This window comes from Tissierella sp. P1 (genome assembly GCF_002266425.1).
GTDB classification, from domain to species: Bacteria; Bacillota; Clostridia; order Tissierellales; family Tissierellaceae; genus Tissierella; species Tissierella carlieri.
This window is the reverse complement of sequence record NZ_NPMN01000023.1, coordinates 48,067-71,792: the sequence shown is the minus strand read 5'-3', so window position 1 is coordinate 71,792 and position 23,726 is coordinate 48,067. Positions and strand designations below refer to the sequence as shown.

The 23,726-nt window shown below is 31.2% G+C and carries 22 protein-coding genes; 5 read left to right on the top strand and 17 right to left on the bottom strand.

Annotated elements, in window-relative coordinates:
* The coding region (locus CIW83_RS15835; RefSeq protein ID WP_143598573.1) for a methyl-accepting chemotaxis protein at positions 1-1,105 on the bottom strand (1,105 nt) is incomplete at its 3' end.
* 235 nt (positions 1,106-1,340) lie between these two features.
* Here CIW83_RS15835 and CIW83_RS15830 point away from each other — a divergent pair.
* On the top strand, positions 1,341-2,924 hold the full coding sequence (locus CIW83_RS15830) for an ABC-F family ATP-binding cassette domain-containing protein (RefSeq protein WP_094902958.1): 1,584 nt from the start codon (positions 1,341-1,343) through the stop codon (positions 2,922-2,924).
* Between the two features lie 283 nt (positions 2,925-3,207).
* Here the strand turns inward: CIW83_RS15830 and phnE are convergent, their stop codons facing one another.
* The 9 genes from phnE to CIW83_RS15785 form a co-directional block, all read right to left on the bottom strand.
* On the bottom strand, positions 3,208-4,785 hold the full coding sequence (gene phnE / locus CIW83_RS15825; RefSeq protein WP_094902956.1) for a phosphonate ABC transporter, permease protein PhnE: 1,578 nt from the start codon (positions 4,783-4,785) through the stop codon (positions 3,208-3,210).
* A complete protein-coding gene (gene phnC / locus CIW83_RS15820) occupies positions 4,757-5,488 on the bottom strand; it encodes a phosphonate ABC transporter ATP-binding protein (protein WP_094902954.1) in 732 nt (243 codons plus the stop codon). The genes phnE and phnC overlap by 29 nt, the downstream gene beginning before the upstream one ends.
* Before the next feature lie 11 nt (positions 5,489-5,499).
* Positions 5,500-6,372: a phosphate/phosphite/phosphonate ABC transporter substrate-binding protein gene (locus tag CIW83_RS15815; RefSeq protein ID WP_094902952.1), complete on the bottom strand. Its 873-nt coding sequence runs from the start codon at positions 6,370-6,372 to the stop codon at positions 5,500-5,502.
* Positions 6,373-6,536: 164 nt separating this feature from the next.
* Positions 6,537-7,007: a CdaR family transcriptional regulator gene (locus CIW83_RS15810; protein WP_094902950.1), complete on the bottom strand. Its 471-nt coding sequence runs from the start codon at positions 7,005-7,007 to the stop codon at positions 6,537-6,539.
* Positions 6,991-8,160: a PucR family transcriptional regulator ligand-binding domain-containing protein gene (locus CIW83_RS15805; protein WP_094902948.1), complete on the bottom strand. Its 1,170-nt coding sequence runs from the start codon at positions 8,158-8,160 to the stop codon at positions 6,991-6,993. Before CIW83_RS15805 ends, CIW83_RS15810 begins: the two co-directional genes overlap by 17 nt.
* A gap of 171 nt (positions 8,161-8,331) precedes the next feature.
* On the bottom strand, positions 8,332-9,711 hold the full coding sequence (locus CIW83_RS15800) for an amidohydrolase (RefSeq protein ID WP_094902946.1): 1,380 nt from the start codon (positions 9,709-9,711) through the stop codon (positions 8,332-8,334).
* A 22-nt stretch (positions 9,712-9,733) separates the two neighbouring features.
* Positions 9,734-10,423 carry a hypothetical protein gene (locus tag CIW83_RS15795; protein ID WP_094902944.1) on the bottom strand — a complete coding sequence of 230 codons (690 nt, stop codon included), beginning with the start codon at positions 10,421-10,423 and terminating at the stop codon, positions 9,734-9,736.
* A 27-nt stretch (positions 10,424-10,450) separates the two neighbouring features.
* On the bottom strand, positions 10,451-11,146 hold the full coding sequence (locus CIW83_RS15790; protein WP_094902942.1) for a DUF5058 family protein: 696 nt from the start codon (positions 11,144-11,146) through the stop codon (positions 10,451-10,453).
* A gap of 165 nt (positions 11,147-11,311) precedes the next feature.
* Positions 11,312-12,595: a S1C family serine protease gene (locus tag CIW83_RS15785; RefSeq protein WP_094902940.1), complete on the bottom strand. Its 1,284-nt coding sequence runs from the start codon at positions 12,593-12,595 to the stop codon at positions 11,312-11,314.
* Positions 12,596-13,002: 407 nt separating this feature from the next.
* Between CIW83_RS15785 and CIW83_RS15780 the strand changes: the two genes are divergently transcribed.
* The 4 genes from CIW83_RS15780 to CIW83_RS23140 all read left to right on the top strand — a co-directional run bounded on the left by CIW83_RS15780 (position 13,003) and on the right by CIW83_RS23140 (position 17,714).
* The gene (locus CIW83_RS15780) at positions 13,003-13,665 is read left to right on the top strand and encodes a response regulator transcription factor (protein ID WP_094902938.1); all 663 of its coding nucleotides are present in this window, start codon (positions 13,003-13,005) and stop codon (positions 13,663-13,665) included.
* Complete coding sequence (locus CIW83_RS15775) at positions 13,662-15,011, top strand: cell wall metabolism sensor histidine kinase WalK (RefSeq protein WP_094902936.1); 1,350 nt, start codon at positions 13,662-13,664, stop codon at positions 15,009-15,011. The genes CIW83_RS15780 and CIW83_RS15775 overlap by 4 nt, the downstream gene beginning before the upstream one ends.
* A 10-nt stretch (positions 15,012-15,021) precedes the next feature.
* Complete coding sequence (locus CIW83_RS15770; protein WP_094902934.1) at positions 15,022-15,702, top strand: MBL fold metallo-hydrolase; 681 nt, start codon at positions 15,022-15,024, stop codon at positions 15,700-15,702.
* 113 nt (positions 15,703-15,815) lie between these two features.
* Positions 15,816-17,714 carry a peptidoglycan-binding protein gene (locus tag CIW83_RS23140; RefSeq protein ID WP_201259940.1) on the top strand — a complete coding sequence of 633 codons (1,899 nt, stop codon included), beginning with the start codon at positions 15,816-15,818 and terminating at the stop codon, positions 17,712-17,714.
* 20 nt (positions 17,715-17,734) lie between these two features.
* On the opposite strand, the gene CIW83_RS15760 is transcribed toward CIW83_RS23140, so the two are convergent.
* The 7 genes from CIW83_RS15760 to eis form a co-directional block, all read right to left on the bottom strand.
* Positions 17,735-18,406 (bottom strand): YitT family protein, encoded by a 672-nt coding sequence (locus CIW83_RS15760; protein WP_094902932.1) that lies wholly within the window; start codon positions 18,404-18,406, stop codon positions 17,735-17,737.
* On the bottom strand, positions 18,403-19,152 hold the full coding sequence (locus tag CIW83_RS15755; protein WP_094902930.1) for an exodeoxyribonuclease III: 750 nt from the start codon (positions 19,150-19,152) through the stop codon (positions 18,403-18,405). Before CIW83_RS15755 ends, CIW83_RS15760 begins: the two co-directional genes overlap by 4 nt.
* A 26-nt stretch (positions 19,153-19,178) precedes the next feature.
* Positions 19,179-20,048, bottom strand: coding sequence for an ATP-binding protein (locus tag CIW83_RS15750; protein ID WP_094902928.1), 870 nt, complete (start codon positions 20,046-20,048; stop codon positions 19,179-19,181).
* 49 nt (positions 20,049-20,097) lie between these two features.
* On the bottom strand, positions 20,098-21,042 hold the full coding sequence (locus CIW83_RS15745; protein ID WP_201259939.1) for a DMT family transporter: 945 nt from the start codon (positions 21,040-21,042) through the stop codon (positions 20,098-20,100).
* A 199-nt stretch (positions 21,043-21,241) separates the two neighbouring features.
* Entirely contained in the window at positions 21,242-22,336 is a 1,095-nt protein-coding gene (locus CIW83_RS15740) for a glycoside hydrolase family 18 protein (protein WP_235601368.1), read from the bottom strand.
* A 128-nt stretch (positions 22,337-22,464) separates the two neighbouring features.
* Complete coding sequence (locus CIW83_RS23135; RefSeq protein ID WP_255374484.1) at positions 22,465-22,815, bottom strand: sterol carrier protein domain-containing protein; 351 nt, start codon at positions 22,813-22,815, stop codon at positions 22,465-22,467.
* A gap of 139 nt (positions 22,816-22,954) precedes the next feature.
* Positions 22,955-23,722, bottom strand: coding sequence for an enhanced intracellular survival protein Eis (eis, locus tag CIW83_RS23130; protein WP_201259937.1), 768 nt, complete (start codon positions 23,720-23,722; stop codon positions 22,955-22,957).
* Positions 23,723-23,726: the final 4 nt, after the last annotated feature.

Here is a 23,726-nt window from a genome sequence, read left to right as displayed (position 1 = left end):
CTGCTCTTTCCTTAATTTTTGCTGATTCTGCATTTCCATCTGATGAACTAGATGCAAGCTGGGTCACTCCAGAGTTTACTTCCTGTATTGTAGCTGTCAATTCCTCTGTGGCAGCATTTATCTCTTGAATATCATTTACTATATTTAAAGTGTTATTTGATATTGTTTCAAATGTTGAGCTAATTTCCTCAACTGTAGCTGAAAGCTCTTCAGAAGAAGCTGATACATCTTGAGATTCTGATGATATTTTTATTATTGTAGATTTTATCTTATATTGAGCCTCTTTTAATGCTTTCATAAGCTTACCCATTTCATCATTAGACTTAGACTCTATCATTTCAAATCTTAAGTCCCCATTACCTAGTGCCTCGGCAAATTCTAGACCCTTTTTAACAGCTCCAGATATGCCAAAGGATAAAAATATCCCTAAAACAATTGCAACAGCAAAGCTACCTATAAATATTATATTCATTGTAAAGGAAACGAGTTTATACGCTATGTTATTATCATTAGCTTGTTCTCTTGCCATATCTTGATTGATTAAAATCAGCTGATCTATTCTTTCAAACATTTCATTTGTAAAATCTGATAATGCCCTAACTGATACAGTTATGGAAGCTGCACTCTCTCCAACCTTATCTAAGATTTTTTCACGTCTTGATTCATAATATTTTACATCACCTTTCAAGCCTTCCCATATTAACTTAACATCTTCAGGCATATCTCTACTTTCAAATCTATCCATTATTTCCCTATAAGATACTGTTATGTCTTTTACCTGCTGTACATATTCTTCTTTACGAGACACACTGTCTTCTCCTGCCATATATTGAAGCATTATGGTTATTTTCTGCAACGTTGATTTAAGCATATGTAAGTCATCAATATTTTGCAAATTATAACTATACATCATTTCTGCACTTTTATTAATCTTTTTCATATTGCTTGTACCCAACAGACCTACGGCACCTACAAAAATAGATATAATTAAAAATCCTGTTATTAATTTAGTTTTTATGGACCTATCATTTATGATTCCTATACCATTACTTCCTAGTTTTTTTAAATATTTAGTCAGTGAATCTTTCTTATCTCTTATTTTCATAGATTTTATTACCCCCTGTCCAATTTAAAAATTATTTCTATGCCCTAATAATTTCCATATTCTAATTGTATATTATATAGGTTGTCAATACAAGGAGAATTTGTCGGATTTCCTCTAAGACTCATAGTTCTAAAGTCCTAAGTCTTAAATTAATATTTTCTCTTTTTTCTATGTTTTCTTTCTAATTTATGATATAATATAATGATATAAATTTTAAGTAAGGGATGGAAATAAATTGATTAGTGTAAATAACGTAAGTTTAAGATATGGATCACAAAAATTATTCGATGATGTAAATTTGGTATTTACTCCAGGTAATTGTTATGGTGTAATTGGAGCTAATGGAGCTGGAAAAAGTACTTTCCTTAAAATCTTATCTGGTGAAATTGAGCCAAACACTGGTGATGTTTCTATAGCTAAAGATGTTCGTATGTCAGTCCTCAAGCAAGACCATTTTGAGTATGATGATTGTGGAGTAATTCAAACTGTAATAATGGGTAATAAAAGACTCTATGAGATAATGGTAGAGAAAGACGCAATTTATGCTAAAGAGGACTTTTCTGATGAAGATGGTATCAAAGCATCTGAACTTGAGGCAGAATTTGCTGAAATGGATGGCTGGAGCGCTGAATCTGAAGCTTCTTCTTTATTACAAGGTTTAGGCATCGGTACTGAACTCCATGAAAAAAAAGTAGCCGATTTAACTGGTAACGATAAGGTTAAGGTATTGCTTGCTCAGGCCTTATTTGGAAAACCTGGTATACTAATACTAGACGAGCCTACTAACCATCTTGATGTAAAATCAGTAAGATGGCTGCAAGAATTCTTAGGAGATTTTGAGGGTACAGTCATAGTTGTATCCCATGATAGACATTTCCTTAATGAGGTATGTACTCATATGGTGGATATTGACTTTGGTAAAATAAAAATGGTTATAGGCAACTATGATTTCTGGTACGAATCAAGTCAATTAGCACTTCAGATGATGAAGGATCAAAACAAGAAGAAGGAAGATAAAATCAAAGAGCTCCAAGCCTTTGTTGCCAGATTTAGTGCTAATGCTTCTAAATCTAAGCAAGCGACTTCTCGTAAGAAACTGTTAGACAAGATAACCTTAGATGATATTATACCTTCTACTAGGAGATATCCTTTTGTTGGCTTCACTATGGAAAGGGAAGTTGGCAATGAAATTTTAACAGTGGAAGATATATCTAAAACAATAGATGGTGTAAAAGTATTAGACAATATTAGCTTTAGAGTAAATAAAGGTGATAAAATTGCCTTTATTGGGGATGAAATAGGTATTACTACTTTATTTAGAATACTAATGGGCGAAATAGAGCCAGATAGTGGCAGCTATAAATGGGGAATTACTATTACTAAATCATATTTCCCTAAGGACAATTCAGAGTTCTTCAATGATGTGGATTTAAACCTAGTGGATTGGCTACGTCAATTCTCAGTTGAACAGTCTGAAATATATCTAAGAGGATTTTTAGGCAGGATGTTATTCTCAGGAGAAGAAGCATTAAAACAAGCAAAGGTATTATCTGGTGGAGAAAAAGTAAGATGTATGCTATCTAAGATGATGCTAAATAATGCAAATGTTTTAATTCTTGACCAGCCTACAAACCATCTAGACTTAGAGTCTATTACTTCCGTAAATAATGGCTTAAAAGACTTTAAGAGTAATGTACTATTTACTTCTCATGACCATCAATTTATTCAAACTATTGCAAATAGGATAATTGAAATAAAACCTGATGGATTTAACGATAGAACTATGACTTATGAAGAATATATAGAGAAATTTTATTAGTAAGAAAATCCTTCATTTTATGAGGGATTTTTTTACTTGATTATTCTTGGTTTGGTTCTATAGATATATTGAATTATGGTAGAATCCACTATAGCTATTAAATAAAGGGTATTGAAAAAACAACATCCACCCAAAGGTTTTTATCAAATATTCCAAAATAAAGTCACTGCCAATAGATAAAGAGAACTTGAAAATCTATAATAGTTACTACTCTGAACTAATTACCTAGTTCTTCAATACGAATATCCTATAAATTATTACTTACTCTATAGGGCATTTTCTATTACATAAACCTCTTCCTTAAATAATTACTAAATCTATCAATAGCTATTATCATCAATGATATACCTAAGAGTAAAAATCCCACCTGCTCCCAATTTCTCCACGTTATATTCATTGCTAGAGTGGTTCCTATACCTCCAGCTCCAATTACACCTAAAATAGTAGAATTTCTAATATTGGATTCTAATCTATATAACACTAAACTAATAAAAGTTGAAAATGTATGGGGTAAAAGTCCATATCTATAGCTATGAAATTTCGTTGCCCCTGTTACAATTATACTATCTTGAATATTTCTTTCGGCATTTTCTAATACTTCACTATACATTTTTGTAAGTACACCTGTTGTATAAATACTAAGAGCCATGGCTCCGGCTAATGGACCTGGTCCCACGCCACGGAAAAATATTATTGCAGTTATAAGCGGGGGAAAGGTTCTTAATATATTTATACTCCCTTTAAAGAATAAAGCTATTTCTTTCTTGGGAGATGTATTATATGCAGTTAAATAAGAAAGTACTAAAGAGAAAAATGCACCTACTATAGTAGAAAATATAGCTATGAAAAAACTTTCTTTTACTCCATCTATAAGCTTAGGAAGATATGATATATCTATTTTAATCATCCTTCCTATTATATTCGCTCCTTGATTTAGTCCAATTAACAATCTATCATAATTTATATCCAATGACTTAAACGCTAAGGATAACAATCCTATAAGTATTATAGGAATATAGATTATCTTTGATATTTCAAACCTCTTATAATTTTCTATTGATTTAAAGTTAATAGATAGACTTTTTAAATACTTTCTAATAAACAAACTTAATAAATCTATTGATAGAATGGTCAAAACCAAAATCAATATTATAGTGGCTAAATTATCATATCTTAAATGATTTAAGTCTCTCCACATAATCTGTCCTATTCCGCCAGCTCCAACTAAACCCAATATAGTTGCAGACCTAATATTAGTTTCTAATACAATAAAAAATACCGAAATAGATAATTCAAAGATATATGGCAGAATACAATACCTTAGCACTTGCATAGAATTAGCCCCAACAGATTTAATGGAATTCAATTGATTTTCCTTAATTGATTCAATATATTCTCGAAATAGCTTCAAAGACATTAAAAATCCAATAATTGTAAGAGCTATAATTCCTGAAAATCTGCCTATACTGAATATACTAACCAATAGAGCTGCCCATATTAAGCTTGGAATGGTTCTAAAAAAAGAGAATAGTCCATTTAATATATCTGCTATATACTTATTTGGTGCAATATTATCGGAGACAAATAGAGAAAATGGCAAAGCTAATACCACTCCCATTATAGATGAAATCATGGCAATTTGAATTGTCTCAATTAACCTTTCAAATACCTCCGTTCCATAGGACAGATTGGGACTTAACATCCTTTCGAAAAGGCTAAGCATACTTGGTATACCTTTATACAGCCTAATAAAATTAAATTCTACCTTATTCCCTAAAAAAATTAGAATAATAATAGCTCCCAATAAATATAAAATTTTATATATTCTTCTATTATTCATATATCTTTTTAAGGAGTTCATTGCTTAAATCACCTGCTTTTCCATCATATAAAATTTTCCCCTTTTTTAGAGCTATGATTCTATCACAATATCTCTTGGCTAGATTTACATCATGAAGATTAATTAATATTGTAATGTTGTTCTTTTCATTAATGGTTTTAAAATATTCCATTATAATTTTGGAAGTTGATATATCGAGACTTGCAACAGGCTCATCAGCTAATATGATTTTAGGATTCTGGCAAAGAGTTTTTGCAATCGACACCCTTTGTTTTTGTCCCCCACTTAATTGATCTGCTCTTTCAAACATCTTTTCATCTAGCCCCACTTGCCCTAATGCCCTACTTGCATTTTCATAGTCTTCATCATTAAATATACCAAAAATTGATTTAAAGGAAGACTTATATCCAAGTCTTCCTACCAATACATTATCTAAAACTGAAGATCTATCAATCAAATTATAATCTTGAAAAACAAAACCTATGGATCTTCTTATGGTTCTAAGCTGAGAATTTTTAAGCCCTATTATATCTACATCATCTACGTAGACCTTTCCCTTTATAGGTCTAACTAGCAGGTTTATAGTCTTTAATATACTAGATTTACCGCTGCCAGATGAGCCTATTACCCCTATAAATTCTCCTTGCTCTATTTCTAGATTTATATTATCTACTGCTAATGCCTTTCCATCATATGAAACTGTAATATTCTCTAGTTTTAGCATTAGATCAGCTCCTAATTACCCTCTTTTAAATCAACATTCATAGACTCTGCCGTAGTCCTTATAATATAGTAATCATCATCTGTTGCTTCTTCAAATCCATACATATTAAATAATTCCTTCAAAAGCTTTGAACCTTCTTCAGATTTTGCAACATTCAATAAAGCATTTTTTATATTCTCTTGAAGTTCTTTATCCATATTACCTCTTACAGTTACAGATATATTTGGAATATAATCTGTATAACCTAACACTTCCGTTTTTTCCATAGCGTCTGGGAAATCTTCCTTATATCTATCTCTCGCATCTACAAAGGTAGTAGCTACATCAACATCACTATTTAATAGTAATTGTAGAGCTTTATCATGCCCTCCACCATATACATATTCTATATCCTTTTCTATATCTATTCCCTCTTTGATTATATGTGCTCCAGGAAATAGATAACCTGATGTAGAAGATGGATCTACAAATGCTACTTTTCTACCCTTTATATCGGAGAAACTTTTAATTTCACTATCTTTTCTTACTAGAAATTGAGAACGATATTTTCCTTCTCCAGATTTATTTAATGCGGTTAGTATAACGCCTGCATTACTCTCTTGATTAGCTAGAACATAGGCAAATGGAGGAATAAATCCAAAATCAACTTGCCCTGACCCTAATCCTTCTACTACTCCAACATAATTAGTGGCAGTGAATCCTTCTACTTTAACTCCAAGTTCCTTAGATAACATTTCTGTCAATGGTTCTACAGATTCTATTAGCTTATCTCCATCTTGCATAGGAACAAAACCCATTCTGATAACTTCTTCTTTCTTTTCGGTACAACCAACAATTTGAGTAGCTAAAGCTACAATTAATAATAAAATAATTATTCTCTTCATTGCGTTCCCCCCCAATTTAAATTATTGATTACAGAATACTACACTTTCATATTAATTGCAATACACTTTTGATATATTTTAATTGTGTCACCCTATGTATCGTTACACTTTGTTTGTTCATTAAAAAAGATAGCTAATAGCTATCTTTTCTGTTCAATAATAGTTTATTTAATTAATTTTAATAAAACCTCAAGTTTTAATCTATTCATGGGATCCTCTATGTCAAAACTTATTAAATCATTTATTTCTTCTATTCTTTTTCTAACTGTGTTTATGTGTAAGAAAAGTTGCTTTGCTGTAAGACTATAATTCATTTTACACTCTAGATATACTTTTAGAGTTTCTATAAGCTCTCTATGCTCTGGATTTTCAATCAAAATTTTAATATCCTTTGACATTATTTCTAATTCATCTTCCTTTATATCCATCCAAGCAAAAACTCCTAAATCAGAATACTTTATATAATATTCATCGGGATATAATATTTGACCAATCTTTATGGTTTGTTCACATCTTATATAATTTCTTTTTATTTCATATACTGTACTTTCATTATCCGAAAGACCAAAAACTATATTTATATCTTCAATCTTTGACTCTATTCTTTTTTTGAAAATCTCAGCTGATTTTTTCATTTAACTTTAAGTTTTCTTTTCTAGAAATTCTATTATCTATTGGAAGTAGGAAAACACACCTATTATCATCTATCATAGCCATCCTAGCTTCCATGTGTGATATACTACTACTTACAGCTTCCTTAAGTTCATTTTTATAGCTAACTAGATGGGCCTCTTTTCTTTCCTGTTTCATCAAAATCAAATAATAATTTAAATTTATATCTAAACCTAGATCAATAGCTCTTTTAGCTATTATTTCATCATCTGATAAGTTGTCTGATATAATCTCTGTAATAAATTTTTCAAAACCTATATCTCCAATACTTTGTGCTACTAATATCTGTTCATATAGAGATTGAAGAAGTAAAAAACCTATTCGTAATGCAAATTGGTCAAAATAATCTATAAGTCCTGTAGCTTCAACTACTACAAAATAAGCTTTTATCTTATCTCCCACTGTAATAGGTACAGTAATCCAGCTATAAGGCTTATCGTATTTATCGTCATAAAACCTATATCTTATCATTTTAAGGTTATCACATAATATTTCTTTTGTAACCTCAATTGTTGGATTCCAAAAATCTCCTATTTGAATGTCTTCCAGCAATTCTAAAAATGTAGGGGAGCTATAATAAGCCTTTTCAGATGACAAATCATAGAGCATTGCAGGAAAATTCATTTCTCCTTCCATTTGTGATAATATCTTATTTATCTTTCTTGATTGATAATTCAAATTAGAAAAACTCTTTGGGTTAATATTTCCTATCCTAAATTGTCTAATATTTTTATTCATTACAAGTACATTAAGTTGGTTCATAATTTCCATCCATGAAGGACCCATGGGAATATTTATTAAAGGTATATTATATTCATTAAACACATCTGTTATATAATCTGGGATAGTCTTTAAATATCTATCTAACTTAATTCCCATACCTGATATTTCCCTAAATATATCACTATTAATATATTCTTCAAACAGTCTTGGATGTTGTTGAAATACATAACCTGATGATATAACAAATTCTCTACCTTTAGTCCATTTATATCCATCTGGGGCATCGAGGATTGCAATTCCCTGTATCTGCTTATCTAAACCTCCCTGTCCTGCTATGACTTTAAAATCTTTGAAAAATTCTGCTCTAAGCATTTCTCTAATAGTTAAACCCATAGTACCACCTGTTCCTATTTAATGTTAATATTATACCACAAATTTTTTTATGTATGAAAAAAAGAGATTCTTTGCATCTCTTATTATGGAATTACTAGAGATTTCCAAAGAATCTTTTACTAAATTTATTGTTAACTTTAAATTGTTATTATTGAACAATTTAAATCATCACTACTCAATTGGGCTTACATATTTTCTTTTTTCTGTTCTTTTATTAAACTCAGCATTTGCTTCCTCCACTAATTTAGGGTCGTTTAATAAATCATACATCATTCCTGAAAAAATCTCTGCTGCATATATCATACCCTTCATACCCATTGATGATCCAGAAGCTGAAGTTGCTTGCCATGAATGAGCTGGTACTCCTAGTGGCCAAGTAGCAGTTAGGAATAAATTCATTGGCATTATCCATGACACATCACCACTATCAGAGGAACCTGAAACTACTACAGAGTTCACATTTTCTTTTTCCAATACTTCTTGATGTATATATATTTTTTCATCACTATCTGATGATATAAATTTTTTAATTTCAGCCTCTACCATATTTGGATCTAAAGTTTCTTGTATAGCTTTTGCAAATTGAAGTTCTTCTTCTGTATATGTTGGTGAACCAATTTCCACCATATTTTTATGAGTTAAATCAAATAACACTTTATTGGGTAACATCTCATAGCATCCACCTAATACCTCATATTCAACTGTTGTTTCCGTCATCATTGCTGCACCCTTTGCGATTTTAAACAATCTTTCTGTTATTTCTTCCACATCTTTTCTATAAGGTGCTCTGACAAAATACCAAGATTCTGCTTCCTTTGGAACAATATTTGGTGCTCCTCCTGCATTCGTTATGGTATAGTGAATTCTAGCTGAATCTATAACATGCTCTCTTAGATAATTAGCACCTACATTCATTAACTCTACAGCATCTAAAGCAGATCTACCAGATTCTGGTGATTGTGCTGCATGAGCAGATATTCCATGGAACTTAAATTTGATTGAGTTATTGGATAAAAATCCTCTTTCTATTGCTGTATTTGCGTTCATTGGATGCCAGCTAAGGGCCAAATCACATCCATCAAAAGCTCCAGCCTTAATCATCTTTACCTTACCTATCAAAGTCTCTTCTTCAGGACAGCCATAAAATCTTATTGTACCATTTATCTTAGTTTCCTCTAGATATTTTTTAATTGCAAGTACAGACCCTATAGCTGCACTACCTAATAGATTATGTCCACAACCATGACCAGGACCATTTACCTCTACTGGATTAAATTTTGTATCTAAGGACTGAGATAATCCTGGTAATGCGTCATACTCTCCTAATACTGCTATTACAGGAGAACCACTGCCATATTCACCAATAAAAGCATTCTCCACTCCCTTTACTTCCTTTATTTCAAAGCCATAAGATTTTAATATATCTTTATATAAATTAGATGATTCTTTTTCATTTCCTGAAGTCTCTGGATTATTCCATACCTTTAAGCTCAATTCTTTTACTTCTTCACTTATATCCTTTAAATATTCTAATACATGTGATTTATTCAATCTAAACCCTCCCTAACTACTTTTATATAAGTTTTTTCTTATATAGAGCTGTACCTATACCAATAGTTCCAAATACTGCTCCTAATGTAACTATATATGTTGGATTACCCGGCAAGAAACTAAATACTCCTCCTTTTAATGCAAAGGTTAGTGCTAGTGCTATCCCTAATGCGATTGGTGCTAGTTTTAACTTTTTAAGAGCAAATTGGACAAATATTGCTCCAAATAATGCAGGTAATAAATAGTTAAATGAAACAACTACACTTTCTGGTAGTGATTCTAAAATTGCAGCACCAGCAAATACTCCTAAAGCTAATATTACGATATTTACAATAACTGATATAGCCATACCTAATGTTGCTATAATAGTTCCTTCCTTTGTACCAGGCTCTACCCCTGCTACATTCTGGGATACTGCTGCAGCTGGAATTCTAAGATTTGAAATATTTCCAGTTATAAATGCCATATATGTTCCCGGTACTCCAACTATTGGAAAATATGATATTGGTTCAACTACCCAGTTTATACCCGCCGCTGATGCTATAGCTATAAATGCTGTAATTATTGCACTTACAGGGGGAACAAGTTTATATATTACTGCAAGTACCAATGCTGGTCCAAATGATAATAATACGCCTAACCAACCAGTTATCTTTCCCCACTTGATTATATATGGTAAATACACTCCATCATAGTGATTATTTTTTTCCATTGTAATAGCCTCCTCTATTATCTCTGTTTATATTAATGCCGCTATTAACATTCCACCAAATAATGCTAAGGTTAAAGCCCATTCCTTTAGCCATTTAATATTCTTTTTATCTGCTATTGGAAATAGTATCAACATTATAGTTCCACCTACTAATGCTGCAATGGTATTTTTATTCATTGCTACTAGATGTCCTGATACTAATGAACCAAAGGATCCTAACATAGCTGCTACTGATATAATACCTAATAATCCTTTATCACCTTTTGAAAACTTAACTTGTACTTTCTCCATTTTGTCCGCTGTCAATGTAGCAAATACTATCCAACCAATAGAACCAAGTATCATAGTCCAAACTGCATTTGCAAATGCCATATTAGTCATTGGGTCTATTCCCATCTTAACTCCTACTGCCTCTGCTCCGAATCCTGCTGCCATCATCTCAAACATGACAGAGCCTATAAAAGATAATCTCATCCATGCCATAGGGCCACCTACTGTTACTAATAATGATAAAAGTCCTGTTAAGATTACTATTGAAGGCCCTATTGATGTAATAAAACTACTTTTCATTGCGCTTTTCATTTGTCCTTCTGTAAGTCCTATTTCTTTTCCTGTATTATAAGATTTTTTAGCAAAGATAATTGCTTGAAATAATGCCAAGGTTATTGCAAGTCCTGCTGCCAACCACATTGGAAAGCTATTTGCAATTTGTAAATAGTCCATATTTATTCCTCCTTAGTTTGTTGTTTATCTAAATCTTATCACTCTCATATATGCCAAACCAATGTAAAAACTTTTCTTATTTAATCAAATTTGTGAAAATATTTTCAAAAAATAAAAAATAACCTATGAGAAGGGGGACTACTCATAGGTTATCTTATTTACAGTTTATCTTATATCTGTAAACTCTATATCAATCTTTTCTTCAGTATTATTCCTCATGATTGTTAATGTTGCTTTATCTCCTTGTTTGTACTTATATAATACTTTTTTAAGTTTACTCATATTGTCTATTTCTGTATTATCTATTTTTGTAATAATATCTCCATTTAATAAACCAGCTCTAGATGCAGGAGTATTTTCTGAGATTTGAATTAGTATTACTCCTTTATCTGTTGTCAATTTAACTCCAAGTCTAGCTTGATAATCCTCAACGGAAACTCCTGATATTCCCATAAATACAGTCTTATATGATCCATTTTTAACTACTTCTTCCACTATTGCCTTTGCTTCATTTATAGGAATAGAAAATCCTAATCCCTCTGCTGTTTTTATCTTAGCTGTATTGATACCTATTACCTCACCTTTACTATTTAAAAGTGGTCCACCACTGTTTCCTGGGTTAATGGATGCATCTGTCTGTATTAAATCTTCTATCACGTTATTTGTACTTACTTGGATAGATCTATGAAGTCCAGAGATTATACCTGAGGTAACTGATCTTTGAAATTCTAATCCTAATGGATTTCCAATGGCTACGGCTATCTCACCAACTTCTAGTTTATCTGAATCTCCTAAAGTAGCTACTGGAAGCCCGGTAGCCTCTACTTTAACTATAGCTAAATCCAATGTACTATCATTCCAAAGTACTGTTCCTGATTTTTTATCACCATTTTCAAATAACACATTAACTTCCTTGGCATTTCCATCTGCTACCACATGGGAATTTGTAAGAATATATCCATTACTGTCTATTATAACTCCAGAGCCTACACCTTCTACTTCTTGTTGAGAGAAGAAATACTGTTGTAACTCTACAGAAGTTATACCTACTACTGAACTCATAGCCTTCTTAGCTACAGCTGATACTGTATTTATATCATCACTAGTTGTAATATTTATCGGTGCTGCTGTATATGCGGTGTTATTTGGATTAGGTAATACCCTGCCATATAGACTTGGTGCTATATATATGGAAGATAAGCCTCCCACAAGTGAAGCAGCTAATGCTATTGCTATATAGGATATTAAACTACCTCTAAAGGATTTCTTCTTTGGCTCCTTTTTTTCTCCACAGCTCCTATATATATGAATATCTTCTGGTATTTTATAGTTTTCTTTACTTCCTATGACTTCCTCAAACTCCTCTGTCTCTCCTATGATCTTCTCTGTCTTTTCTAGATTCTCATCGATTTCATTTTCTTCTATTCCATAATCTCTATTTTCATCCATAATACTTCCTCCCATTTTATCAATTTACAGTTCGCAATTCACTAGATGAACAAACCCTAAAGGACTACTGAATTATACCCTGCGGGGCAAATATCAGTAGCTAAGTGATGAACACAAAATCAAAAACCATGATTTTGGTTCCCTACTTAAATTCACAATTGAAAGCTCAAATCTTCGCCACAATAAAAAATCCCAAGAACAACGTTGTTTCTTTTAATCTTTTAATTCTTTTAATTGTGCATTGTGTATCGTGCATTGTGCATTTTATTTTTATTATCTCAATTCTAATCTAAGAGTATGAAAATAATATGGTGAAATTATGTTTTTGTTGTGGGATTTGGTTTTTCTTTTTGTATATTTGATATAATATCCTTAAATAAATGGAATTATATAATGGGGTGATTTATATGTCCTATAGAATATATTTAGTAGAAGATGATGAAAACTTGAATTTAGTACTTACATCTTATCTAAAAAAAGAAGGCTGGAATGTGGTTTCATTTTTAAATGGTCTTGATGCAGAAAGATCTATCTCAACTCCGCCTGATTTATGGATTTTAGATATTATGTTACCTGATATTGATGGATATCAATTAATTAAAGAAATCAAATCAGCTACACCTAGTATCCCAGTTATATTTATTTCTGCTAGGGATGCTGATATTGATAGGGTAGTAGGACTTGAACTAGGTAGTGATGATTATCTGCCTAAACCATTTTTACCAAGGGAATTGGTAATTCGTGCTAGAAATCTTCTAGATAGATTTAATACCAATGCTTCTACTATAAGCAACCTGTCCCCATATGCTATAAATGATAACAGTAGGGTGGTTAAGCTTGGAGAAAAAATAATTGATCTTACATCTAAAGAATATGATTTATTAATATACTTTGCTAAAAATCCTAGCATAGCATTGTCTAGAGAACAAATATTAAACCATGTATGGGGAAACGATTATTTTGGCTCCGATAGGGTTGTAGATGATTTAGTTAGAAGACTTAGAAAAAAAATGCCAGACCTTGATGTGGAAACTGTCTATGGTTATGGTTATAGGGTGAATAAATCATGAAGAATTATCCTTTATCTGTTCAAATTTGGATTGTTATCGCCATTATTACCCTATCTATCTCTATACTGTTGGCATTTATACTTCCTTCTACTCTAAGGAGTTTTTTCACAAGGGAGGTCTATGCCTCTATTCATGCCGCTCAAGATTTAGTATTTAATCAATTTGATAGTAATGTATATAGAGACTATATTGGGCCAGACTTCTTTGGTGAAGAGCAAGTATTAGAAAACATTCGAACTGTAAAGCATTTTATAATATATGATGACAACAGACCAATAGCAAGCTTTTCAATTTCTGAAGACTTTTTAAAAAAAGCTCAGGAGCAAGCTATTGTTCAAAGAAACATTAGTCAAGAATATAGTGGCGATATAAATGGAAAAAAAGTATTTTATATTATTTCAAAATGTAAAGTACTAAACCAAGATGCTTTTCTCGTATCCTATATGGGTGATTCTTATAGAGAAGACCTAGTTCAAACTCTATTTAAAAGGCTTATTAACCTCATGGGCTTGGTATTTCTATTCAGCTGGATTCCAGCCATACTACTATCTAGGTATTTATCTAAACCATTAGTAAATTTAGAAAAGAAAGTAGAAAAATTAGCTAATAATGAATGGAATGAACCTATTGAGCTAAATAGAAGAGATGAAATAGGAAAATTAGGTTATTCTATTGAACATCTTAGAAAACAGCTTATACGCCAAGATGAAGCTGAACAGTCTTTCCTACAACATGTATCCCATGAGCTAAAAACTCCAGTAATGGTCATTCAAAGCTTTACTCAAGCTATTAAAGACGGTATATATCCAAAAGGTACTTTAGATGATTCTATAGATGTGATAGATAATGAAGCTAAAAGACTTGAAAAAAAGATTAAAAATTTACTATACCTAACTAAGTTAGATTATTTATCTAATCATGAAATAGATAAAGTTAATTTTTCTCTTGATTCCTTAATTAAAGAAATAATAGAGAGATTTTCTTGGCATAGAACAAATATTAATTGGAATCTAGACCTTATTCCTATATCTATAGAAGGTGACTTAGAGCAATGGAAAATTGCAATTGAAAATCTATTAGATAATCAAATACGGTATGCAAATAGTCAAATTCTTATTTCTTTGAAGAAAACTGATAATAAAACTCTCTTAAGAATATGGAATGATGGTCCACATATTGAAGAAAATCTTTTAAATACCATGTTTAATAAATTTAATAAAGGTTATAAGGGCGAATTTGGATTAGGTCTAGCCATAGCATATAAAATAATTAACGCACATAGTTCTAATATCTTTGCTATAAATGAAAAAGAAGGGGTATCATTTTATATAGAGATCTCTAGTTAGGAGTGATAATATGGATAAATTAAATATAACTGTTGAGCACATATTCCATAGTGGTTTTACTGTGGAAACAAAAAATTTTTATTTAGTATTTGATTATTATAAAGGAGACATTTCTCTAAAAGATAAAAAGACTATAGTCTTCGCAACTCATTCTCATATAGACCATTTTAACCCTGCTATATTTAAATGGAGAAATACAAATAAAAATATAAATTATGTTCTAAGCTCAGATATAGATATTGAAGATGAAAAAATTCATAGTATGAGACCCTATGAGGAGCTAGAATTAGATGATATTAAAATAAAGACTTTTGGCTCTACAGATATGGGGGTGTCCTTCCTGGTCAATGTAGATAATATAAATATATTTCATGCAGGTGACTTAAACTGGTGGTATTGGGAAGATGATACTGAAGAGGAGAAACTAAGTATGGAAAGGTCTTTCAAAGAAGAGATATCTAAGATTAAAGATTTCCATATTGACTTAGCCTTTTTCCCTGTAGACCCTAGATTAGAAACTGCCTTTGATTTAGGAGGAGAATATTTCATTAAAGAAGTAAATCCAAATTATTTTATACCAATGCATTTTGGGGATAAGTTTAGCACAACAACAGATTTTATCCACAAAATTAAGGGAAATATGTGCACAATAATAGAATTAAATAGAAAAAATCAAATAATATCACTTTAATGTAATTCTTTTGTTTGTGAAATGTCATATAACTATTGCCAGGTATTATGAAAAAATATATACTATAATGGTATGGACAGCCATATTGTCCAAAATATGACGGAGGTGTTTTTATGAACAAAAGATTAATCGCATCAGTGAGTTGCGCAGCTTTGCTTTTATCTTCTACAAGCTTAGTTTCCCACGCAGACTCAGCGACAAAATTAGTTGCAGTTGACGCTGTAGCGGCGGCTACTACATCAGCACCAGCGCCAGCAAAACCAGCTACACCAGCAGAAAAGCCAACAACACCAGCAAAAACAACTACAGTTACAACACAAGCTACTGCTACATCATCAACGATAACTCGTTTATTAGCATTAGGCTCTGTAGGTGGAGATGTTACGCTACTACAAACTTTACTTAACAGCAATGGGTATGTACTTAAAACAGACGGAATATTTGGAGAAAGAACTTTAGTAGCAGTTAAAGACTATCAAGGTAAAAATAGTCTTAGAGTTGACGGAATCGTTGGTCCAAAGACTCTTGCAAAATTAACTCCAGTAGTAGCTGAAGTAGTTAAACCAGCTGAACCTGCTACACCAGTAGTACCAGCTGAGACAGAAAAACCAACTGAAACGACTGAACCTAAATCAGAAAAAACAGAGACAGTAACTAAGCCTGTTGAAGAAGAAGCTGAAGAAAAAGTAGATGCTGTAACATCAGCTTCTATAGTAGATAATGCAGCCGATTTTGAAAAGGCAATATCTAAGGATGGAAAATGGATTATTTGTACTTTAAATGACCTTACTTTTGACAAAGAACTTGTTCTAGAAGGTGAATTTAAAAATGGCAAGAAAAATGCAGATGGTACAGATGCTATTCAACGTAAGATAGCTCCTTATACTCAAGATGATAACAAAGTTGTACTTGAAAGATTTACTATAACAGCTCCAAAATTAACTATCAAGAGTCCTAATGCCAGAATCCAAGGCGGAACTTTCAAAGGTGATATATATGTTGAGGTACCAAACTTTAGAATAGTAGATGCTACAGTTGAAGGTAATATATATTTCTTAAATAATGAAGCTAAGGAAACTTTCAATATCGATGAAAAGAGTACTATAAAAGGAAAAAGAGAATTAATTAATGTTGATGCAACTTCTACTGCTTCAATAGTAAGAGATGAAGCTGATTTTGAAAAAGCAATATCTAAAGATGGTTCATGGATTGCCGCTTTATTAAAGGATTTAACTTTCAATAAAGACCTTACTATGGAGGGTGAGTTTAAAAATAACGACACAGCAGACCGTAAAATCGGTCTTTATAGCCAAAAGACTTTAGAAGATAAAACTAAGGTTTTTACTCATAATTTTACATTAACAGCACCAAGATTATTTATTAAAAGTCCAATGCCTAGAATGCTTAACGGCACATTCAACGGGAACCTTTATGTTTCCTCAGATAACTTTAAGTTAGAAAATACTAAGGTAAATGGAAGTATTTATTTCACTACAGAAAGTGCAAAGTCTACTTTCAATAATGCAAATAGTGAAATTACTGGAGAACAAGAATTAGTAGAGGTAGATGCCATTGCATCAGCTTCTGTGGTAACTGATGAAGCTAATTTTGAAAAAGCAATATCCAAACATGGAAAATGGATTATTTGTCTTGAATCTGATATCACTACTGATAAAGAGCTTGCTTTAGAAGGTGAATTTAGAAATGGTAAATTTGCTACTGATGGTACACATGCTTTTGATCGTAAAATAGCTCTTTACACTCAAGATGATAAGAAAAATGTAACTGGTGAATTTACTTTAACAACACCAAAATTAATTATCAAAACTCCTAAAGCTAGAATACAAAACGGAACTATCAAAGGTGACCTTTATATTTCAGCACCTGGAGTTAGATTAATAAATACAAAGGTTGAAGGTAATGTATACTTCACTACTCAAGAAGCTAAAGATACATTTAGCCCAGAAGGAACTTACTCAATTTCAGGAGTACAAGAATTAAAAACTAATTAATATAATAAAGAGGATAAAGTCTAGGCTTTATCCTCTTTAACACTTATTAATCTTTCCTTTATAAACCTTATATCATCAGATATATATCTATGCTCTACCTGAGATACATCAAAATTAACAGTTTTGAAAGCAAATTGGAAAAAATATCCTCCAGCTATAGACATTATAGCAGTTCCTATACCAACTGAACCACCTAATAAATACCCTACTACTGTAGCTAAAATTTCCACAGAATTTTTCACAAATCTTACAGACCTCTTTGTCTTCTTAGTCAGTGCAACCATAAGTCCATCCCTAGGTCCCGCTCCAAAACCTGCTCCAATATAAATATAGCATCCATATCCTAGAACTAACATCCCCAAAAGCATCATCAGTAAACTTGGAAAAAAAGAATTAAAAATAGGGATTAATTTATTGAACATTAGAAAGTCAACGAAAATACCAATAACTATCATATTAAATATAGTTCCCCAGCCTATATTTTGTCCTAAGAATATATCTATTATAGTTATTATAAGTCCAGCAATTATGCTTGCTCTTCCTATAGGTAGATTAAATATATTTCCTAATCCCTGATGAAATACATCCCATGGAGAAACCCCTATATTAGCATTAATAGTCATGACCATCCCTACGGCACATACAAAATATCCTATAAAAAGTCTAATAATTCTTAGAATTATTTTTTTCATATAATTAATTCCACTGGACAATGATCAGAACCCATTACATCTGAATGTATAGCTGCTGACTTCACATTGTCTAAAAGAGTCTCTGATACTATAAAATAGTCAATTCTCCAGCCCACATTTCTATCTCTTGCTTGTCTCATATAAGACCACCAAGTATAAGCATCTTCTTTATCTGGATAGAAATGTCTAAAGGTATCAACAAACCCTGATTTTATTAATGCTGTCATCTTTTCTCTTTCTTCATCAGTAAATCCTGCATTTTTTCTATTGGTACTAGGATTTTTTAAATCTATTTCCTTGTGAGCAACATTTAAATCACCACATAAGATTACAGGCTTTTTATCTTCTAATTTTTTGAGATAAGATTTAAACTCATCTTCCCATTTCATTCTATAATCTAATCTTGCTAATTCTCTTTGAGAATTGGGAGTATAGACATTTACTAAGTAGAATTCATCATACTCTAAAGTAATAACTCTACCTTCATTGTCATGCTCTTCTATGTCTATACCGTAGGATACAGACATTGGCTCAACCTTTGTAAATACTGCTGTTCCTGAATATCCTTTTTTCTCTGCATAATTCCAATATTGATGATATCCCTCTAGTTCCAAATCAATTTGTCCCTCTTGTAGTTTAGTCTCCTGTATACAAAATATATCTGCATTAACTTCATTGAAAAAATCTAAGAATCCTTTTCCCACACAAGCACGAAGCCCGTTTACATTCCAAGAAATCAATTTCATCTCAAATTCCCCCTTGTCAACTCTTTTTAATATTCATCTAAAAATGAATGCTTTTCTCCATCTTCTTGCCATCCTAATATTCCGTCCATATTGACATTTTCAGCTGCTCTAAAAATATTAATATCAACATTTACGAAATCTTTCCTTAATATTTCAAGTAAATCCTTTATCTCATATCTTTTATTACCAATTTTTTTAGCTGCAACCATACAAGCACAATTTAAAGGCCAGATTCCTGCATTTTGAATAAACCTTTGAATATAAATTTCTTCTATTAGGTATAAAGGTCTTATTAATTCAAGACCCTCAAAATTTTGAGCCTTTAATTTAGGTAACATAGTCTTAAAATTACCAGCACATAATAGATTTAACATTGTAGTTTCTATAACATCATTGAAATGATGGCCTAAGGCAAGCTTATTACAGCCTAACTCCTTTGCCTTACCATATAGTGAGCCTCTTCTCATCCTTGCACACATATAGCAAGGATAATCCTTAGCTATTTTATCTGCAACTGCAAATATATCCGCATCATATATATGGACTGGTATATTTAAATATTTACAATTATCCTCTAGAAGCTCTCTTATTTCTGAATGATACCCTGGGTCCATGGCTATAAACTCTAATTCAAAATTTTTATTTCCATTCCTATATAATTCTTGAAAAAGTTTCGCCATAAGAAGGCTATCCTTTCCTCCTGATATGGCCACTGCTATTTTATCTCCATCTTGTATAAGATTATATTCTTTTATTGCTTTAATAAATTTAGCCCATATATGCTTTCTATAAGTCTTTATAATACTTCTCTCTATATCAGCTAATGGTCTTCTTTCATTAAAAGGGACTAGTATTTCACATCCTGATCCTTTTATGCCATTATCTTTTTCATCCATTATTATCACTCCATCTAATTCTATTGATTATTATAGTTTATACCAAAAGTTATTCTTCTAATAATTCAGTGTGGATTAAAACCTCATAATTATCTCTTTCTCCAAAATATACAGTTCCCCATACTCCTATAAGGATCATAAGAGCTCCAACAAAATCATACCAGAAAAAATCTTCTTTTAATATAAATACCCCAGCCAAAATTGATACTATAGTACAAAGATTAGCAAAAACTGCGGATTGGGATACTGGAATTTTTGATATAGTATAATTAACCATAAAGAATGCAATTATTGATGATAAAATACCTAAATACAATAGAGGAATTATGGCCTGATTATAAGCTAGAGGTGCAAAATAGCTTCCCATTGTACCTTTTATTAAATTAGTAGCAATCAATATTATATTAAATGAAATAGCTCCTACCCACATCATTACATAAGTTATTTCAATAGGAGTAAAATTTGCTGATGATTTTTTTGATCCAATGTTATAAAAAGAAGATGCAATTATGGCTAAAAATAAAAATATAATTCCTAGAAAATTTCCAGACAAACTTAAGCTATTCTTCATCATATTGATAAAAACAACTCCACCTACAGATAAAACTATAAATCCTAGTTGGGATGATTTAAGTTTCTCGTGTAAGAATATCATACTAAAAATAGCTACAAATACAGGTATCAATGATATCATAAGACCTGCCTCTGATGAAGAAGTCATGCTTATGCCCATGGATTCAAAGAAAAAATATAATACAGGCTCACAAAAAGATGTTAATAAAACCATTTTTATATTCTTTCCTTTTAAATCTACCTTAATAATTTTAAATACCTTTAGTGTAGTCATAGTTAATGCTGCTAATAAAAATCTAAAGGCAATAAGTTCTATTGGTGTCATAACCTCTAATCCTATCTTAGAAAACATAAAAGAAAATCCAAATATAGTAGAATATATAATTGCGGAGATTATAGGCAGATATTTTTTATTCTTCAAAAATAACATCCTCTCTTTTTAAAATAATAGATATAAACTTATTTACTTCCAATAATATATCATATTTTCATATTTAACTGCAAGCATAGGAAAACCTAGGTCTTATTCTAGACCTAGGTTTTATAATCAATTTTTTATTGTAAACTTTTATATAGCTTGTCCAACAAAATGCTATTTGGATCTTGCTTTAGTTCCCAAATCATGCTCCACCTAAGCCATTTAACTTAATATATTCTGCTTTATGACCTATGGACTCCTCATCTTCATAGGATATAAAAGTTGTACCATTATAAAGCCATGGCACCATATATTCTGAATGATAGTATCTTATAAAGCCTTGCTTATTTAAATATTTGGAAACAATATCAGCATAGCTAAGGGATAAGCCACCATTAAAAGTCTGATACAAACCATTATTCCATACATTCACCATATTATATTGCTTTCCAAAGAAAGGAATTCCCATAACAATTTTTTCTTTAGGAAATCCAGCATTTATCCAAGATTTGACTGCCGTATCTACACTGGATTTAACGTAATTAGGGGAATTACCTCCATATAAAGGAGCATTGAAATCCGTATATTTATCCCATGTTCCATGCATATCGTAAGTCATAATATTTGCAAAATCTAAGTACCTATGGATATTCCACAGCTCAACATTATCAATACCCATAGAACCTGCTCCCCCTGCAATAGTTAATAAATAATGTTTACCATCTTTTTTGCACTGTATATCTAGTTTTTCTCGTATGGCTTTAAGTAAAAGGGTAAAATTTTGTTTATCTTCTTTCCTATATTTATTGGTTGGAGGTCCTCCGCTCACTGGAAACTCCCAATCTATATCTATTCCATCAAATCCATATTTCTTTATGAAGTCTACACAGCTATTTGCAAAAATAGTTCTAGACTTGTCCGTTAAAGCTGCATCAGAAAACTTATCAGACCATGACCATCCTCCAACGGATATCAATATTTTGAGATTTGGATTAATTTTTTTAAGTTCATTTAACTTTTTTATATTAGAAGGATCTATATATGAATCCCCTAAAGTTATCTTCAACTCTTCATTTACATTTGCAAAAGCATAATTGATATGAGTCAATTTAGTTGCATCGATTTTATCTGGAGTAAAATTTGAATAAGCTGACCAAGATGTATAATAACCTACATTCTTCAGTTGTTCCTTTGAAACTATATTGGCCATAGCCTTAGGGGTTGTAGATAGCAAAGTAAATGCCAAGAAACAGGTAAGAATTGAAAATACCAGCTTTTTTTTATATATAGAATTCATATTCACGAAATCCTCTCCTCATTACAAAATAACCTATGTGGATATATTATAGAATTTCATTTATTATGTCAACCAACAGAAAATGGCAATTTTAATGAAAAAGAGCTGATAGAATCAGCTCCTTTTCATTAAAACATAGTCATGCAAATTGGTTTTTCATCCGATGCAAATATATTATTTACTTTTTTCAAGTAAGACTCATCTGAAATCAATGCTCTTCCATATTTATATAAGCTTTTAAAATTAACTGTACAAGTAATTAAGGAAGAAAAATCTGCTATATCCAAATTTATTTCAACATCATATTCTTTATTATCTACAATGGTAGGAAATCCATTATTGAAATCCACTATTATACTGCCATCATTATCTGGTATAAAGTTATCTCTTATAGTAATCTTCAATTTGCACCTCTCATTATTAAAATTATGATTCCTTAGTTCATTTATAATTCCCTTTAAATCAATTACTCTATACATTATTCCCGTTCCCTGCATGCTAGATTCATGATATACTGGTGTTAAAATATTGCTAGAATCATTTCTAGGATCTTCTAATATAAATCTAAAGTTTTCATCCTGTATATTAAAAATAACATTATTTATTTGATCACTTTGACTAATTTAAAAAAGTCATTAATTCCATAAGTGATTCCTGATCTTCAAATAACAATTGATTCACTATAATATCATTTACAAAAATATTTTTATCATGACTTGGTTTAAATTCGAATACCATGTATCCCTTAATCTCATTGTTCTTCTTATATCCTACTACTTTCATCTTTTGATTGTTAAATAGTAATTGGAATTCCCTTTCATATTTTTCTATAAGTCCATTAGTTTTTTCATAGATTCTAGTATAACAATCCAATAATTTTTTGGCGTCATTCCCTCTAATATGCTTTATATTTGATTTAGACTTACCCTTAGGAAGATTAGAAGGCTTTACTCTATATTGACTTATACTGGTTCCAAACCCAAAACCCATCTTCTTATAAAATTCGGGATTAAATGGATAAAGGATTGCCATAGATATTCCTTGGCTCCTATAATCCTCTATAAATTTAGTCATTATTGCTTTAGCTACCTTTTCCTTTTTATGCAATAAATCTACTCCTATTAAGCCTACTCCTCCGACTTTAATCTTTGTTGACAGCAGATTCATTTTAAAATCATGATATCTCATACCACCAAGGAGGTTATCCTCTTCAAATACTCCATAAAATGTAACGAAAGGATTTTCTTCCTGTACTTTCATGGAATTCTCAACAAATTTTTTCTTCTGTTCCTCTGTCTCTATATTAAATCCCGGATAAGCATTCCCTACTATATCTACAAAAGCAATAAACTCTCCTTCACTTGATAATTTTCTAATTGCCTTCATCCAT